Below are 15,633 nucleotides of genomic sequence, written 5' to 3'. Positions count from 1 at the left end.
CTACAGAACGGACATAACCGGCACCTACGTGCGGTGCGGCTCACCCTCGGGAGTAAACCGCCGGGCGCAGCACCCCGATGTAGGGCAGCTCACGGTACCGCTCCGCGTAGTCCAGCCCGTACCCGACGACGAACTCGTTCGCGATGTCGAACCCGATGTAACGGACCTTCACGTCCACCTTCACGGCCTCGGGCTTGCGCACCAGGGCGACCACCTCGACCGTGGCGGCCGACCGGCTGGCCAGGTACTTCAGCAGCCAGTTGAGGGTCAGCCCGGAGTCGACGATGTCCTCGACGACGAGCACGTGCCGGCCGGCGATGTCCCGGTCGAGATCTTTCAAGATGCGCACGACGCCCGAGGAGGTGGTGCGCTGCCCGTACGACGAGACGGCCATGAACTCCAGCTCGACCGGCCGGCCGTGGCGGCCCAGCGCCCGGGCGAAGTCGGCCATGAACATGACCGCGCCCTTGAGTACGCACACAAGCAGCACGCTGTCCACGTCGGCGTAGTCGGCGGCCACCTGCCTGGCCAGCTCGTCGATCTTGGCAGAGATCTCCTCGTCGCTGACAACGACCCGCTCGATGTCGGCGTCGTCCGCGACGACGGTCCTGCCCGAGGCGCCGGTTCCTTCACCCATGGTCTACAGCCTGCCGCATCCCCGACGGACACACGGGGGAAGGGGGCACCCCGCGAGCGCCGCTGCGTAGCGGTCATCTCACGGGGTGCTGTGCGTCACGGGATCCGTCGGCCTCCGTGGCGTGGGTTCCACTGCAGGTGGTCGCGGCTGTCGGCGCCGAAGCCGGCCAGCGCGGCCAACGGGAGGAAGACGAAGAGTACGAGCATGAGCAGGAGTTCCATGGCGACGACGCCCTTTCGGGTGGGTGAAAAACAGTCGTTTGGGGTGTTCGTCGCCGGTGCGCACCGGTTTCATCAATAAGGATGTCGCTGTCCACCCGCACCTGACAGTGGCAGTAATGCCAAAGGACATCGACATCCTGCCAGCGATCGAGTTACCCTCGTCACATGGCCATTCGCCGGGTCGCCGCCGTCCTGCTGGACGAGATCGCACCCTTCGAACTCGGGGTCGTCTGCGAGGTGTTCGGCACCGACCGCACCGAGGACGGCTTCCCGTACTACGACTTCACGACGTGCTCCGTCGACGGCGCTCCCGTCCGTACGAAATCGGGTTTCATGATCCAACCTCAGGCGGACCTGTCACCGCTGGCGGAGGCCGACCTTGTCGCCGTGCCCGCGCATCCCCGTGGCGTCACCCTGCCCGACATCGTCGGCGAGGCGCTGCGCGCGGCCGTCGACCGCGGCGCGACAGTGCTCAGCCTCTGCTCCGGAGCGTTCCTCCTCGGCGAGGCCGGGCTGCTCGACGGCCGCGAATGCACCACCCACTGGAAGTACGCGGATGAGCTCGCGGCCCGCTTCCCCAAGGCGAAGGTCCACCCCCACGCCCTGTACGTGGAGGACGGCCCGGTCGTGACCAGCGCGGGCACCGCCGCCGGCATCGACCTCTGCCTGCACCTGGTGCGCCGGGAGCACGGCTCCGAGGTCGCCACCCGCCTCGCCCGCCGCATGGTGGTCCCGCCGCACCGCGAGGGCGGCCAGGCGCAGTACATCGAGACGCCACTGCCGCGTACCCCGGAAGCGCCGACCCTCACGCCGCTGCTCACCTGGATGATCGAGAACCTGCGGGCGCCGGTCACGATCGAGGAACTGGCGGCGCGGGCCCACATGTCGCCGCGCACGTTCGCCCGGCGGTTCCGGGCCGAGACCGGCACGACGCCGTTCGACTGGCTCACCGCGCAGCGGGTCCTGCTCGCCCGCCGGCTGCTGGAGGAGACGACACTGAGCGTCGAGTCCGTGGCCGCCCGCGCCGGGTTCGGCGACGCCGCCACCCTGCGCCACCACTTCACCCGCCGGGTCGGCGCCACCCCGCAGAGCTACCGCGCGACCTTCTGCCCCGCCGAGCACCGCGTCCCGGCCTAGCGACCGGCACCGGTGTCGGGCGCGACGGCGCGCAGGCGGCCGGACGCGCGAGCGACACGGACGTCGCCCGGCAGCGCGACCGGCCCCTGGCCGTGCCAGGCCGTGACGAGGGCGTCCAGGGCCCGCACGTGCACATACGACAGCGCCGAGCCGGGTACGCCCAGGGAGCGCGCCCACGCGTGCAGCACCCGGGTGCGCACCGCGTCCGGCAACGCGACCAGCGCGGCCACCCGCAGGGCGCCATCGGGTGCGCGGGCCGCGGCGAGGGCCGTACGGGCCAGGTCGTCGAGGGCGCGGGTGTCGGCCGCCGTCAACGTCGCCGTACGGGCCAGGTTGTCGACCACGGCCGGCCCCAGGGCCTTCACCAGGTCGCCCAGGAGGGCGCGGGCACGGGCGCGGGCGAACGCCGGGTCCACGTTGTGCGGGTCGTCCCACGGCGACAGGCCGAGCGCCGCGCACGCCGCCCGGGTCGTCTCCCGGGACACGTCCAGCAGCGGGCGCGCGAAGTCCACCCCGTCGCGGGAACGGACCGCCGGCATCCCGGCCAGGCCGCGCGGACCGGCGCCGCGCACCAGGGCCAGCAACACGGTCTCCGCCTGGTCGTCGCGGGTGTGTCCGAGCAGGACGGTACGCGCCGAATGCGCGCTCGCCGCGCGTACCAGGGCGGTGTAGCGGGCGTCGCGCGCGGCCGCCTCCGGGCCGCCCGGCCCGGCCACGACGACGGTCTCGACGACCACCGGGGCGAAACCCGCGCCGAGCGCCCAGCCCGCCACGGACGCCGCGCGCTCGTCGGAACCCTCCTGCAGGGCGTGGTCGACCGTCACCAGGCCGGCCCGCCACCCCCGGCGGGGCGCCACGAACGCCGTGGCGGCGGCGAGCGCCAGGGAGTCCGCCCCGCCCGAACAGGCCACGAGCGCCAAGGGGGCGTCGCCGGCGGGCGGCGGGAGCGCGGCGGCGACAGCGTTGCGGAGCTCCGCGACGGCGGGGTCGAGGCGACCCATGAGCCGCGTCAGTCCGCCTCGACGGCCGGCGGGGCCGCGCCCACCCGGTCGATCCACTTCTGCGGGTCGGCGAGCTCGTCGAGCAGGGGCAGGGTCAGCGGCGAGGTCCAGACCTTGTTGAAGCCCGCCATGCCGACCTTGTCGACGACCTGGTGGACGAACGTGCGGCCCTCGGCGTACTGGCGCAGCTTCGCGTCCACGCCGAGCAGGCGGCGGATCAGGGACTCGACCGGGTTGGCGGTCTCGCGGCGGCGGTTGAACTTCGCGCGGATGTCGGCCACGGACGGCACCACGTCGGGGCCGACGCCGTCCATGACGAACTCGGCGTGCCCCTCCAGCAACGTCATCAGGGCCGTGATGCGGTCCAGGAGGACCTTCTGGTTGGGCGTCTGCACGATGTCGAGGATCGAGCCCCGGCTGCTCGGGTCGCGGACCACGTCGGAGACGACGCCGATCGCGCGCCGCGCCCGGGCCACGAACTCCTCGCCCGTACCGGTCGCGTCGACGAACGCGGCGACCTCGGCGAGGAAGTGCCCGCGCAGCCACGGCACGGCCGTGAACTGCGTGCGGTGGGTGACCTCGTGCAGGCACACCCATAGCCGGAAGTCGCGCGGGTCGGCGTTCAGCGAACGCTCCGCGTCGACGATGTTCGGCGCCACGAGCAGGAGCTGGCCCGGATCGGCGGAGAACACCTCGTACTGCCCGAGGACCTTGCCCGACAGGTACGCCAGGACGGCGCCCGCCTGCACGCCGGCGGCCCGGGCGCCGACCGCGTCGAACACCCCGCTCGGCTCGCGCCCGCTGGTCAGCCGGCCGACGAGCGGGGCCACGACCTCCCGCAGCCCGTCCACGTTCGCGTTGGCCCAGTCGCGCCGGTCAACCACCCGTACGGGCGACGGCGGGCCGGCCGGATGAAGGTTCGTGTACTCCGCGACGTGCGCCGCGGCCTCGTCGGCGAGCACCCGCAGCTCGGCGACGACCGCGGTGGCCTCCTCGAGGGTGACCCGCGGTCCGGTCTTGCCCAGCTTGCCGGCCGTAGCAGCGGCAAGATCCCAGTCGACGAACTGCGCCATGGGCCCACGTTACCCGCGCGGGGCGAACCCGACGCCCGCCATCATGGGCAGCCGCACGTCACGATGGCCGCCGCCGCGCTGTCGAGCGCGTACTTACCCCGGTCGGAGGTTTTGTCGGTCTGGTCGGCCATGAGCGCGAACGCGAGCAGCCGCCCGTCGGCGTCCACGGCGAGCCCGGCCAGCGCCGTCACCCCGCTGAGAGTGCCCGTCTTGGCCCGGACCGTCCCGGCCGCCTTGGCGCCCGCGCTGCTGGAGCGGTACCGGTCGTAGAGCGTGCCCGAGTACGCGGCCACCGGCAGGCCCGTGATGAGCGGCCGGAGTTGGGGCGCGTCGTCGCTGGCCGCCCTCGCCACGATCGCGGTGAGCAGGCTGGCCGACAGCTTGTTGCCGTGCGACATGCCCGACCCGTCGACCAGCCCGTACCCGTCGGTCGGCAGTCCCAGTTCGACCAGGACCTCGCGGGTGGCCTCGGCGGCGCCGGCGAAGCTGCCCGGCATCCCCTTAGCGAGCGCGACCTGCCGGGCCAGCATCTCGGCCACGATGTTGTCGCTGGTCAGCAGCATGCGCTCGACGAGGGTCGCGATCGTCGGGGAGGACACCTTGCCCAGCTCCCGCGCCCCGTCCACGGCCGCGCCGTTGCGGATCGTCACCGCGCTGGCGGGCAGCCCCAGTTCCTTGGCGAACAGTTGCCCCGCCGCGAGGTCCGGCCGGTCGTAGCGGGCCGCGTTCGGCGCGGTGCTCGTCGCGTCGCGCCGCGCGCCGTCCGTCATCAGCGCCGTGATGTTGGCGATGTAGCCCGCTTTGAGGTCCGAGCTGTACCAGCCCGGCCCCGCCGTCGACCCGCTGTACGCCGAATTGTCGACGACGACCCGCGTCGGCGCCTGGTCGCCGAGCGCCTTGACGACCTGCTTGGCCAGCTTGTCCAGCCGGCCCGCGCCCGGGTACTGCATGTTCTCGTTCACCGCGAGCGCCGGGTCACCGCCGCCCACGATGACGACCTCCCCGGGCGTGCTGCCCTCGACGACGGTGGTCTCGATCCGGTAGTGCGGCCCGCGCGCGGCCAGCACCGCCGCCGCCGTCACGATCTTCGTCGTCGAGGCCGGCACGGTCGCCGCGGACGCCTCCCGCTCGTACAGGCTGTCGCCGGTCGACACGTCCACGACCGACGCGGTCACATGCTTGCCGAGCCGGGAGTCCGCCAGCAGCCCGTCCACCCGCGCGGCGAGCTTCGCCGGGTCGGGCGCGGGCGCGTCCTCAACGAGCGCGCCGAGGACCGGCCCGCCCGCCGACGCCGGCAGCGGCGATCCGAGCCATGTGGCCTGCCCGGTGAAGTTCGCGCTGGCGACCCCACCGGCCGTCAGCCCGACGGCCGCGACGATCGCGGCCGCCGCGATCAACCGGCCGCGGCGCGGCTTGCGCTCCCCGAGGGCATCATCCGCGAGTACGCCCACCTCGCGCGCGTCCCCACGGTCCCGCTCGGCGTCGCGCTGCCAGTCGGCGTCGTCCCAGCCCCGGGCGCGGTCGCGCTGGTCCCAGCCCTGCGGGTCGGACCGTTCCCGCTTGGCGGCCGGCCCGTACTCGGCCGGCCGGTTGCGGTCGGCGGGCGCGCGCTCGTCCGCCCAGGGGGCCTCCGGTGTGCGGGCCGCGGGACGGTCGACCGGCGGTCGGCCGCTCGTGCGGCGCGGCGGTGCCTGCGCTGTGCCGCGACCGGGACGGCCGGGCGGCGGCTCGGACGCCGGGCCGTGGTGCGGCCCACCCGGCTGACCGTGCGGCGCCGTGCCCGGGTGGGCCGGCGGCGCCGCCCCGGCCCCACGACGCCCCTGGTCGCCGCGCACAGGCGCGTCCGCCCGGTGGTCCGTGGACGCGTCGCGCCGCTGGTCGGCGCGGTGGTCCGGGGACGCGTCGCGCCGCGTGTCCGGGCGGTAGTCCGTGGAGGCGTCGCGCCGCTGGTCCGCCCGGTAGTCGTCACGCCAGCCGCTCTCTTCGCCCGCCTGCGGACCGAAGCGCGGATCGCGGCGCTGGTCGGGTTCGGACGGGGTGTCCCGGCCGGGACGGGCGGCGGGTGGCTCGGCGACCGGGAACTGCGCCGGCGGCGGGGCCTTCGGTACGCCCGGCGTACGCGGCGGCGCGGCCTGGTCGGCACCGAACGTCGCCGGCGGCGGGGGCGTGGGGCGGCCCGGCCGCCGCACATCCGGTGCCGGGGGTGCGGACGGCCCGGCCGCGGCAGCGGGTGGCGGCGACGCCTGCGGCGGTTGCTGAACCGGCGCCTGCTGAACCGGCGGCGGCGCGATCGGGGTGCGTGCCGCGGGCGGCGGCACCTGGACCGTCGGCGGGTCCACCCGCGGCGGCACCTGGACCGTCGGCGGGTCCACCCGTGGCGGCACCTGGACGGTCGGCGGGTCCACGCGCGGCGAGGCGACCGGAATGGTGGGAGGGTCGTGGCGCGGCGGCGCGGCGGGGGCGGCCGTGGGCTCGGGACGCGGTGGGGCCACGGGAACGATCGGCTCGGCTGCGGGCGGCGGCTGCGGGGCGGGCCGGACGGGCGCGGCCGCCGCCTTCGCGGCCGCGGCGGGACGCACGATGTCGTCGGCAGGGCCGCCTGACCCACCGGGCCGACGAACGTCCAGCTCAGGACGAACGGCATCGCCGGCTGGGCCGCCCGAGGCACCGGGCCGGCGGACATCCAGCTCGGGACGCGGGACGTCAACGGCCGGGTCGCCCGGTCGACGGACATCCAGCTCGGGACGTAGCTGCTGCGCGGCGGGCGCGGACGCGGGCGGCGGCGCGGAGGCGCCGGGCCGCCGGACGTCGAGCGCGGACGGCACGGTCGGTGGCTCGGCCGGCGGTGGGGTGGGGCGTGTCGCTGCGGCCGGTGGTGGGGTGGGGCGTGTGGCGGCAGCCGGTAATGGCGCCGTGGGGCGCACGGCGGCCGGGGGCGGTGGTGGCGCCTGCGTGGGGGGCGGCGGCGCCGGCATGGGGGGCGGCGGTGCGGCCGGGGGCATGGGGGGCGCCGGGCGGGCCGCGGCGGGCGGGGCGGCCGGGGGCGCGACCGGCGGCGGGGCGGCCGGCACCACGGGGAACGTGTTCGTCGCATCCGCCGGCGGGTCGTCGCCGCGTACAACGGGCATTTCGCCCGTACTATCGGATTTGTTCTTGTTTTTCTTTTTCTTGCTCTTGGGGGCTACCAGCTTGTCGAGCAGGTTCTGCTTGGCCGGCTTAAGTTCGATCTTGGGCAGTACCACGTGGATCGGGCCGAGGTCGGGCTCGATCTCGGGCACGGCGGCGGACGCGGCCGCGCTCGCTCCGGGCCGGACGACGCCCGTTCCCGGACGGACCACGCCGGTGCCGGGCCGGACCACGCCGGTGCCGGGACGCTCCTCCGGCGAGTCCGGAGGGCCGGAGTCATGGCCTGCGGGCTCAGCGTCCGGGTGTGATTCGGTACTCGTCACCGGACCCTCCTTCCCGTGCCCCCGATGTCTCTGCGCGACACTAACCGTAAAGCCGGCCCAGCGGCTGCCGTCATTGAGCCCGGAGGAGTGCGATGTTGGACTTCGACGTCACGGTCGAGATCCCGAAGGGGCAGCGCAACAAGTACGAAGTTGACCACAAAACGGGCCGGATCCGGCTCGATCGAACCTTGTTCACCGCCACGCAGTACCCGGCCGACTACGGCTTCATCGAGGGCACCCTGGGCGACGACGGCGACCCTCTCGACGCGCTCGTACTCGTCATGGAACCCACCTTCCCAGGCTGCCTCATCCGGTGCCGGGCGATCGGCATGTTCCGGATGAAGGACGAGGCGGGCGGGGACGACAAGGTCCTCTGCGTACCCGCGGACGACCCGCGCCAGGAGCACCTGCGCGACATCCACCACCTGCCCGAGTTCGACCGCAAGGAGATCCAGCACTTCTTCGAGGTCTACAAGGAGCTGGAGCCCGGCAAGAGCGTCGAGGGCGCCACGTGGGTCGGCCGCGCCGAGGCCGAGGCCGAGGTGCGCCTGTCGTGGAAGCGACACGAGGAGGCGATCGAGGCCGGCGAACTGGACGAGGTGGAGGTCGTCCCCTACGGCGGCGTCGGCCCCGGCACGCACTGAGCATCGACGCGGAACGAGGCGCTCCCTTCGGACAGGGAGCGCCTCGTTCCGCGTTTCAGCCCCTCGCGACGTACACGTTGTCGACCGCGCCGTTGAACTGGTCGTTGCCGCGCAGCACGCCCTTGCCGCCGATGCGCAGCGGCATCGAGTTGCTGATCCGCAGCGTCGGCGGGATCCGCCGGTGGTCGTTGGGCCGGCCGTCGATGAAGATAGACAGCCGGTTGCGGGTGCGCACGCAGTCGACACGGTGCCACTGGCCGTCAGCGACGGTCCGCTGGCCGAACGCCCGGTGGAACCGCGCGGTGCGCGTCTCCGTGAGCACGCAGCTCGGGTAGCCGGCGGCGCCGTCGACCTGCAGCTTGAACTGTCCCGTACGGGTGCGCAGGCCCTTCTGCAGGATGTTCTCGCCCGGGCTCGTGGCGGTGGCCGACAACTGCACCATGGCGCCCCACGAGAACGGCCGTGTGCCCGGGTTCAGGTCCTCGGAGCTGTCCGCCTGCAGTACGGCGCGCGGGCAGCTGGCCGCCGCTTTGGGTACGCGTACGGCCATCCACGGGTAGCACGGCCGGGGGTAGCGGACCGCGAGGCCCTCGCCCCGTACGGCGGGCACGATGCGGCCGCCGTTACGGCTCGCGACCTCCAGCGTGTGCCCGTGGCCGGAGTCGTCGCGCACGACACCCTCGCCGAGGCCCCGGTCAAACGTGTACCGGGCGACAACCCGCCATTGCCCGGCAACCGGCGGAGCGGCGGATGGCGGCGGGGCCGGCGGCACCGGGTGCGCGGACGGGGACGCCGGCAGCCCTCGAGCGATGACCTGAGGCGGCAGCAGTTCGTCGGGCACGACGGAGGCCAGGACGCCGGTCCTCGCCGCGACGGCGGTCGGAACGGCCGACACGGTGACGAGCGCCGCGACACTCAGGACGGTACGTCTTCCTCTCATCTCGCCCGAATAACGACGTCATCGGCGAGATGGTCTCGCGGAAATGGCCAAGGTCACCCGGCCAGGCCGCGTACCCAGGCGAAGAGGTCCAGCACCACGCACGCCAGCGGGGCGAGCGCGACCACGGCGACGATGTCGAGGATGTCGGCGAGCCGCGCGAGGTACGGCGAGCCGTCCCCGCGGCGGCGCGGGGCGAGCGCGGCCGTCGCGATCAGCGCGGCGACCGTGACCAGGGCGACCGCCACGGCGAGCAGCCGGACGGTCGTGGACGCGCCACCGAGCAGCGCCCAGCCGGCCACGGCGAGGGCCGCCAGCCCACCGGCGACGAGCGGCAGCCGGGCGGCCACCGTGGGGAACAGGCGGGAACGCAGCAGCAGGGCGAGGCCGGCGACCGCGCCGAGCGCCGGGCCGGCACCTCGCGGCCCGAGCGCGACGACGCACGCGACGGCGAGCAGGGCGATGCCCGCCAGCGCGCCGATGAGCAGCTCGTCGGCGCGGGTCACGGCCGCGCGGATCTGCGGGCGGTCCGGCCGCCGTTCGGCGGCGAGGGTCTCCGGGGACGCGGACACGACGGGCAGCGGCAGCCGCCCGAGCCGGACGGCGAGCACGGGCGCCGCCCCGATCCCGGCGACGACGGCCACGGTCAGCACGGCCGCCCCACCGCGCCCGGAGATCAGCGCCGCGAGTACGGCGCCGAGCGTGCCGAACGCCCCGACCGTGACCCCGGCCGCGAAGACGCGCAGGCCGTGGCCGACCCCGACGGCCCCGAGGACCGAGGCGAACAGCAGCGCGGCGGCGCCCACCACGAGGGCCCCCGGCCCGGCGGAGCGCAGCGGCGGGTCGCCGGCGACGAGCAGCGCCCCGCCCGCCGCCGCGTACGGCAGGCCGAACCCGGCGCTGGCCGCCCCGGTGACCCCGTCGCCGAGGGCGCGCGAGAGCAGGACGCCGAGTCCGATGAGGACGACGGCGGCGAACAGCGCGATCGTCCCGGGCACGGACCACGGCGGCCCGAGGGTGAGCAGTGCGATGAGCCCGCCGAGCAGCACGGCCCCGGCCGCGACGAGGGCCACCGTCCGGGTGGTGGTGGCGTCCCACGCGTGTCCCCGCCCCCGGGCGCTGGCCGCGATCTCCTCGACCACGTCGTCGTACGCCGGCTCGGGCCACAGCATGGCACGCGGCACGAGGTAGAGCACATCACCATCGCGTACCCCCTGCTGCGCGAGCGGGCTGTCCCCGGCCAGCGCGGCGCCGTCGCCCCGGCGCAGCGCCCAGCCGCCGGCCGCCTGGGTCAATGGCCCGTGCGGTTGCGGCGGGAACCCGGCCCCGGCGGGCGGGCGCAGTTCGCCGGCCTCGCCGGCCCGGCGCAGCAGCTCGGGCAGCACCTCGGCGAGCGGCACCTGGTCGGGCACGACGAGATCGAGGCGGCGGCGCGGGGCGCGGATGGTCACGCGGGCCACGCCGCTGGTCGTGGCGGTCACCGCACCGTCCTACCACGATTCGCCAGCGCATCGGTACCCGTCAGTCTCCGGCGAGCTCACCGAGGGTGACGGGCTGCGCGAGCGGCCGGTGCGCGAACGCGGCGAGGTCGGCCGCGTCCGGCTCCCGTCCGCGGAGTTGCGCGGTCAGGCACGCCGTCGCGTGCCCGCACATCCGCCCCTGGCACCAGCCCATGCCGGGCCGGGCGAGCAGCTTGACGGCACGCGCGTCGGTCGCGCCCAGCTCGGTGACGGCCGCGCGGACCGCGCCTGCCGTGACCTCCTCGCACCGGCAGACGAGCGTCGCGTCGGTCACCCACCGGGTCCAGCCGGCGGGCACGCGGTGCGCGCGGTGCATCGCGGTGGCGAACCGCCGCAACCTCGCCCTCCGTTTCACCCAGGGGGTACGGGCGGCAGCGCCGGCCGCCGCCGCGCCGGCGAGCTGTCCCTCGACGACGGCCAGAGCCCACCCGCCGACCCCGGTGACCTCTCCCGCCGCGTACACACCGTCCACAGTGGTGCGCTGGTCGGCCCCGACCGCGAGGACAAGGTTGCCGTCGACGTCGAGCCGCGTCCCGCAGCCCAGCGCGAGGGCCAGTTCGAGTTGCGGCACGAACCCGAAGCTGACCGCCACGGCGTCGCACGGGATCGTCTGCTCGTCGCCGGGTACGGGCCGACCCTCGCGGTCGAGCCGACTCACGGTGACCGCCTCGACGGCGCCGTCGCCGTGCGCGGCCGTGACGGCGCGCCGGGTCCGGTAGCGCACCCGGTGCCGCGCGAACGTCGCCGCGTACCGGGCGCCCTCGACGACCTTGCCGGGCGCGGTGAGCAGCGCCGCTGGTTCGGCCGCGTACCGGCGTGGGTCCCCGGCCTCGGCGACGAGCGGCACCGTGGTCCCCGCCTCGGCGAGCGCGGCGGCCACGGGCAGCAGGAACGGCCCGGCACCGGCGACGACGACCCGCCGCCCGACGGGTACGCCGGACGCTTTCAGCAGCGCCTGCGCCCCGCCGGCCGTCACGACGCCCGGCAGGTCCCACCCGGGGAACGGCAACACCCGGTCGTACGCGCCTGTCGCGATCACCACCCGCCGGGCGGTGACGACCGCGTCGGTCGTGTGCAGCCGGAAGCCCTCGTCGCCGGCGGCCTCGGCGAACCACACGGCCGAGTCGACGAGCCGGATCAGCCGCCTGTCGTCGAGCGCGGCCGCCAACTCCCCGAACGCGCGTCCCCTCGGCGGTTCCCCCTCGCGGTGCCGCCAGAACTGCCCCCCAGGTCGGGTTCCCGCGTCGACCAGCGCGACCGAACACCCGGCGCCCAGTGCCGCCCCAGCGGCCGCCATCCCCGCCGGCCCGGCCCCCACCACGGCGACCTCGACCTCGACCCGCGTGTCGCTGCCCGCCTCCGTTGGCGCCGCCCCGACCCCCGGCTCGTCCGGCGTGAGGACCATGCCCGCCCGGGCGGGCACCTGACAGGCCCGCTGATGCGGCACCCCGTCCACCGTGATCAGGCAGTCAAAGCAGGCCCCGATCCCGCAGAACAGCCCGCGCGGCCGCCCGCCGCCCCGGGTCGTTCGCCACCCGCCCACCCCGCCGGCCATCAGCACCCCGGCGACGCTCTGCCCGTCGCCCACCGGCACGCTCCGCCCACACCACTGGACCGCGGCTCCCCCATCCGTCATGACGTCACCTCTCCCCGCCTGGATCACTGAGAGTCACCACGCCGGCCCGCCGCCCATGTGCTCCCCCGCCCCCTTTGCTCTGCTTACTCAGAGGAAGCAGCACGCTCCGTAATGCCCGACAAACCGGACAAGAATCCATCATGGCTGGTCAGCCTCCGTGATGCCTATATGTAAGCAGAGCAAAGGGAGTGGAGCGGCCAGCCGTCGGCGGGCAGGAGCAGCACGCAGCGTGAGGTCCCACAAAATGCACCCTCAGTTACCGTCTGGCGGCGGGGCGGCGAAGCGGGCGGGGGCGAACGGGGCCGGGTCCACGGCGGGCTGCGCGCCGGTCACCAGGGCCGTGATGAGTTCGCCCGTGGCGGGGGCGAGGCCGATCCCGGCGCCCTCATGGCCACAGGCGTGCCACAGTCCCGCCACCTGCGGGTCCGCGCCGATCACCGGCAAATGATCAGGAGAGTACGGACGGAAGCCCCGGTACGCGCGCATCGCGCTGACGCCCGCCAACGCGGGGAACAGGCGCAGCGCGTTGGCGGCCAACAGGCGCAGGGCGGGCAGCGAGAACGTCCGGTCGAAGCCCACCCGCTCGCGGGTCGACCCGATCAGGATCGTGCCCGCGGCCGTGCCCTCCACGACCGCCGACGCCTGCAGCCCGGCGTCGTCGCTGGCCACATTCGCCAGGTACTCCGTGTCCTGGACCTTGTGCCGGATCAACGGCGGCAGCGGCTCGGTGACCAGGATGAAGCCGCGGCGCGGCGCGATCGGCAGCCGCACGCCCGCGCTCGCGAACACCGAGCCCGCCCACGTGCCGGCCGCGTTCACGACCACCGGTGTCGAGATGGCGTCGCCCGACGCGGTCTCCACGGCGGTCACCCGGCCGCCCGCGCGGCGCAAACCGGTCACCTCAACACCACAGTGGACGGTCGCGCCCGACCGGACCAGCAGGTTCGCCGTCGCCAGCATCGGCTGCACCTGCATGTCCTGGGGGTAGAAGGCGCCGCCCGCGAAGCCGGGGGCCAGGTGCGGCTCCAGTTCGCGCAGGTCGGGTTCGGACAGGAGGCGCGCTGTCACCCCGTACGCCCCCTGGTTGAGGGCGAGTGACGCGAGCCCGGACATGGCGGCGGCGCTGGACGCCACCATCACGCCGCCCTTGGGTTCCAGCTCGAAGCCGCCGACCTCCTCCCCGAGCGCCAGCCACAGGGCGTTCGAGCGCATCGCGAGCGCCAGCTCCGGGCCGGGTTCCTTGTCGGAGACGAGCAGGTTGCCCTCACCGGAGCCGGACGTCCCGCCGGCGACCGCGCCCCGCTCCAGCACCGTCACCCGCAGGCCGGCCCGCGACAGGTGGTAGGCGCACGCGGCGCCCACGATGCCGGCGCCGACGACCACGACGTCCGGGGTCACAGCAAGAAGCCCGCCGGGAACGGGTCCTCGGGATCGAGCATGTACTGAGCGGTGCCCGTGATCCACGCGCGGCCCGTCACGGCCGGCACCACGGCGGGGCGGCCGGCCACCGTGGTCTCCTCGACGAGACGGCCGATGAACGGGCGGCCCAGGTACGACTCGTTGACGAAGTCGCGGCCCAGCGGCAGTTCGCCGCGCGCCCACAGTTGCGCCATGCGCGCCGACGTGCCCGTGCCGCACGGGGAGCGGTCGAACCAGCCGGGGTGGATCGCCATCGCATGGCGGGAGCGGTGCGCGTCCGAACCGGGAGCGGCCAGGTAGACATGGTGGCAGCCACGGATCTCCGGCTGCTCGGGATGCACCGGCTCGCCGGCCTCGTTGATCGCCGCCATGATGGCCAGGCCGGCGTCCAGCAGCTGGGTCTTGGCGGCCCGGTCGAACGGCAGGCCGAGCTTCTCCAACGCCACGATGGCGTAGAAGTTGCCGCCGAAGGCCAGGTCGTAGCCGACCTCCCCGAGACCCGGCACCGCCACGGACGCGTCGAGCGCGACCGGGAACGACGGGACGTTGCGGATGGTCACGCCGGTCGCGGCGCCGTCGTCGCGTACGGCCACGTCGACGACGACGAGACCCGCCGGCACATCCAGGCGGATCGTGGTGACCGGCGACGTCACCGGCACCATGCCGGTCTCGACCAGGACGGTGGCCACGCCGATCGTGCCGTGTCCGCACATCGGCAGGCAGCCCGACACCTCGATGAACAGCACCCCGAAGTCGGCGTCCGGGCGGGTCGGCGGCTGCAGGATCGCGCCCGACATGGCCGAATGACCGCGCGGTTCGAACATCAACAGCGTGCGCAGGTGATCCAGCTCCGTCATGAGGTGCACCCGCTTGTCGGCCATCGTCGCGCCCGGGATCACCCCGACCCCGCCGGTGATCACCCGGGTGGGCATGCCCTCCGTGTGCGAGTCGACCGCGTGGAAGACCCTCCGGGTACGCATCAGCGCGACATCTGGGAGCGCAGAAGCGCCGCCTGCTCGTCGGTGAGCGGGACGCGGGGCTCCCGGCACGGGCCGCCGTACCGGCCGACCTCGTCCATCATCAGCTTGATCGCCTGGACGAACTCGGTCTTGGAGTCCCAGCGCAGCAGCTGGTGCAACTCGCGGTAGGCCGGCAGGGCCGTGTCCAGGTCGCCCTTCACGGCCGCCTCCCAGAACGCCACGCACTCGGCCGGCAGGGCGTTCGTCACGCCGGAGATCCAGCCCTTGGCACCGGCCAGGGCCAGCTCCAGCGCCACGTCGTCCGAGCCGGCGATCACGTCGAGGCCGGGCGCCGCCTCGGCGATCTCGTACCCGCGCCGCACGTCCCCGGTGAACTCCTTCACGCCGACGATCAGGCCCTCGTTGTGCAGCTCCGCCAGCAGCTCCGGGGTGAGGTCGACCTTGGTGTCGATCGGGTTGTTGTACGCCACGATCGGCAGGCCGGCCTTCGCGACCTCCCGGTAGTGGGCGAGCACGGCGCGGCGGTCGGCCCGGTAGGCGTTCGGCGGCAGCAGCATGACGGCCGGACAGCCCGCCTCGCCCGCGCGCTCGGCCCAGCGACGGGCCTCGGCCGACCCGTAGGCCGCGACGCCGGGCACGACCACGCCCCCGCCGTCGGCCGACAGGGCCGTCATCATCACCTGGACGCGCTCCGCCTCCGTCAGGGTCTGGTACTCCCCCAGCGAACCGTTGGGCACCACTCCCTGGCAGCCGCTGGTCACAAGCCAGGACACGTGCTCGGCGTACGCGTCGAAATCGATGGTCAGGTCCTCGCGGAGCGGCAGCGCGGTCGCCACCAGCACCCCATGCCACGGCATCATGACCGCCAGTGTGGCTGATCAAGGCCTGACCTGCACAGTCCCCGATTGTGTGCAGCTGATTACGCACACGGTCCGGGACGGGGCCGACACGCAGCGGCACCGACCCCTAACATCGAGGC

Annotated in this window: 13 protein-coding genes; 2 read left to right on the top strand and 11 right to left on the bottom strand. The window is 74.5% G+C overall.

Annotated features, from left to right (window positions below):
* Positions 1-40: 40 nt before the first annotated feature.
* On the bottom strand, positions 41-637 hold the full coding sequence (gene hpt / locus ABD191_RS13060) for a hypoxanthine phosphoribosyltransferase (RefSeq protein WP_344080817.1): 597 nt from the start codon (positions 635-637) through the stop codon (positions 41-43).
* Between the two features lie 95 nt (positions 638-732).
* Entirely contained in the window at positions 733-858 is a 126-nt protein-coding gene (locus ABD191_RS13055) for a hypothetical protein (RefSeq protein ID WP_344080814.1), read from the bottom strand.
* A gap of 165 nt (positions 859-1,023) precedes the next feature.
* Between ABD191_RS13055 and ABD191_RS13050 the strand changes: the two genes are divergently transcribed.
* Complete coding sequence (locus ABD191_RS13050; protein WP_344080811.1) at positions 1,024-1,995, top strand: GlxA family transcriptional regulator; 972 nt, start codon at positions 1,024-1,026, stop codon at positions 1,993-1,995.
* Here ABD191_RS13050 and tilS read toward each other — a convergent pair.
* From tilS to dacB, 3 genes are read right to left on the bottom strand one after another with little or no spacing between them, the layout of a single operon-like run.
* On the bottom strand, positions 1,992-2,996 hold the full coding sequence (gene tilS, locus ABD191_RS13045) for a tRNA lysidine(34) synthetase TilS (protein ID WP_344080808.1): 1,005 nt from the start codon (positions 2,994-2,996) through the stop codon (positions 1,992-1,994). The two genes, ABD191_RS13050 and tilS, sit on opposite strands and share 4 nt — an antisense overlap.
* An 8-nt stretch (positions 2,997-3,004) precedes the next feature.
* Entirely contained in the window at positions 3,005-4,069 is a 1,065-nt protein-coding gene (locus ABD191_RS13040; protein WP_344080805.1) for a zinc-dependent metalloprotease, read from the bottom strand.
* Positions 4,070-4,110: 41 nt separating this feature from the next.
* Positions 4,111-7,518 carry a D-alanyl-D-alanine carboxypeptidase/D-alanyl-D-alanine endopeptidase gene (gene dacB / locus ABD191_RS13035; protein WP_344080802.1) on the bottom strand — a complete coding sequence of 1,136 codons (3,408 nt, stop codon included), beginning with the start codon at positions 7,516-7,518 and terminating at the stop codon, positions 4,111-4,113.
* A 95-nt stretch (positions 7,519-7,613) separates the two neighbouring features.
* On the opposite strand from dacB, the gene ABD191_RS13030 reads away from it, so the two are divergent.
* Positions 7,614-8,162, top strand: a complete 549-nt coding sequence (locus tag ABD191_RS13030; RefSeq protein ID WP_344081150.1) for an inorganic diphosphatase — start codon at positions 7,614-7,616, stop codon at positions 8,160-8,162.
* A gap of 55 nt (positions 8,163-8,217) precedes the next feature.
* Here ABD191_RS13030 and ABD191_RS13025 read toward each other — a convergent pair whose 3' ends face one another.
* From ABD191_RS13025 to ABD191_RS13000, 6 genes are all read right to left on the bottom strand, one after another.
* Positions 8,218-9,102 carry a LamG domain-containing protein gene (locus tag ABD191_RS13025; protein WP_344080799.1) on the bottom strand — a complete coding sequence of 295 codons (885 nt, stop codon included), beginning with the start codon at positions 9,100-9,102 and terminating at the stop codon, positions 8,218-8,220.
* Positions 9,103-9,155: 53 nt separating this feature from the next.
* The gene (eccD, locus tag ABD191_RS13020) at positions 9,156-10,580 is read right to left on the bottom strand and encodes a type VII secretion integral membrane protein EccD (protein WP_344080796.1); all 1,425 of its coding nucleotides are present in this window, start codon (positions 10,578-10,580) and stop codon (positions 9,156-9,158) included.
* Between the two features lie 40 nt (positions 10,581-10,620).
* Positions 10,621-12,255, bottom strand: coding sequence for an FAD-dependent oxidoreductase (locus tag ABD191_RS13015; RefSeq protein WP_344080793.1), 1,635 nt, complete (start codon positions 12,253-12,255; stop codon positions 10,621-10,623).
* Between the two features lie 252 nt (positions 12,256-12,507).
* On the bottom strand, positions 12,508-13,653 hold the full coding sequence (locus ABD191_RS13010) for an NAD(P)/FAD-dependent oxidoreductase (RefSeq protein WP_344080790.1): 1,146 nt from the start codon (positions 13,651-13,653) through the stop codon (positions 12,508-12,510).
* Positions 13,650-14,654 carry a proline racemase family protein gene (locus tag ABD191_RS13005; protein WP_344080787.1) on the bottom strand — a complete coding sequence of 335 codons (1,005 nt, stop codon included), beginning with the start codon at positions 14,652-14,654 and terminating at the stop codon, positions 13,650-13,652. Before ABD191_RS13005 ends, ABD191_RS13010 begins: the two co-directional genes overlap by 4 nt.
* Positions 14,654-15,514, bottom strand: coding sequence for a dihydrodipicolinate synthase family protein (locus ABD191_RS13000; protein WP_344080784.1), 861 nt, complete (start codon positions 15,512-15,514; stop codon positions 14,654-14,656). The genes ABD191_RS13005 and ABD191_RS13000 overlap by 1 nt, the downstream gene beginning before the upstream one ends.
* Positions 15,515-15,633: the final 119 nt, after the last annotated feature.

The sequence above is a fragment of the Luedemannella helvata genome, assembly GCF_039528415.1.
GTDB lineage: Bacteria > Actinomycetota > Actinomycetes > Mycobacteriales > Micromonosporaceae > Luedemannella > Luedemannella helvata.
The sequence above is the reverse complement of the archived record's forward strand: the minus strand, read 5'-3'. Positions and strand labels throughout refer to the sequence as shown.

What these genes read in the sequence shown, in the direction of transcription:
- ABD191_RS13015 (WP_344080793.1), bottom strand. Translation starts at nt 12,255, where the DNA reads ATGACGGATGGGGGAGCCGCGGTCCAGTGGTGTGGGCGGAGCGTGCCG.
- ABD191_RS13050 (WP_344080811.1), top strand. Translation starts at nt 1,024, where the DNA reads ATGGCCATTCGCCGGGTCGCCGCCGTCCTGCTGGACGAGATCGCACCC.
- ABD191_RS13005 (WP_344080787.1), bottom strand. Translation starts at nt 14,654, where the DNA reads ATGCGTACCCGGAGGGTCTTCCACGCGGTCGACTCGCACACGGAGGGC.
- hpt (WP_344080817.1), bottom strand. Translation starts at nt 637, where the DNA reads ATGGGTGAAGGAACCGGCGCCTCGGGCAGGACCGTCGTCGCGGACGAC.
- tilS (WP_344080808.1), bottom strand. Translation starts at nt 2,996, where the DNA reads ATGGGTCGCCTCGACCCCGCCGTCGCGGAGCTCCGCAACGCTGTCGCC.
- ABD191_RS13055 (WP_344080814.1), bottom strand. Translation starts at nt 858, where the DNA reads ATGGAACTCCTGCTCATGCTCGTACTCTTCGTCTTCCTCCCGTTGGCC.
- ABD191_RS13025 (WP_344080799.1), bottom strand. Translation starts at nt 9,102, where the DNA reads ATGAGAGGAAGACGTACCGTCCTGAGTGTCGCGGCGCTCGTCACCGTG.
- ABD191_RS13000 (WP_344080784.1), bottom strand. Translation starts at nt 15,514, where the DNA reads ATGATGCCGTGGCATGGGGTGCTGGTGGCGACCGCGCTGCCGCTCCGC.
- ABD191_RS13040 (WP_344080805.1), bottom strand. Translation starts at nt 4,069, where the DNA reads ATGGCGCAGTTCGTCGACTGGGATCTTGCCGCTGCTACGGCCGGCAAG.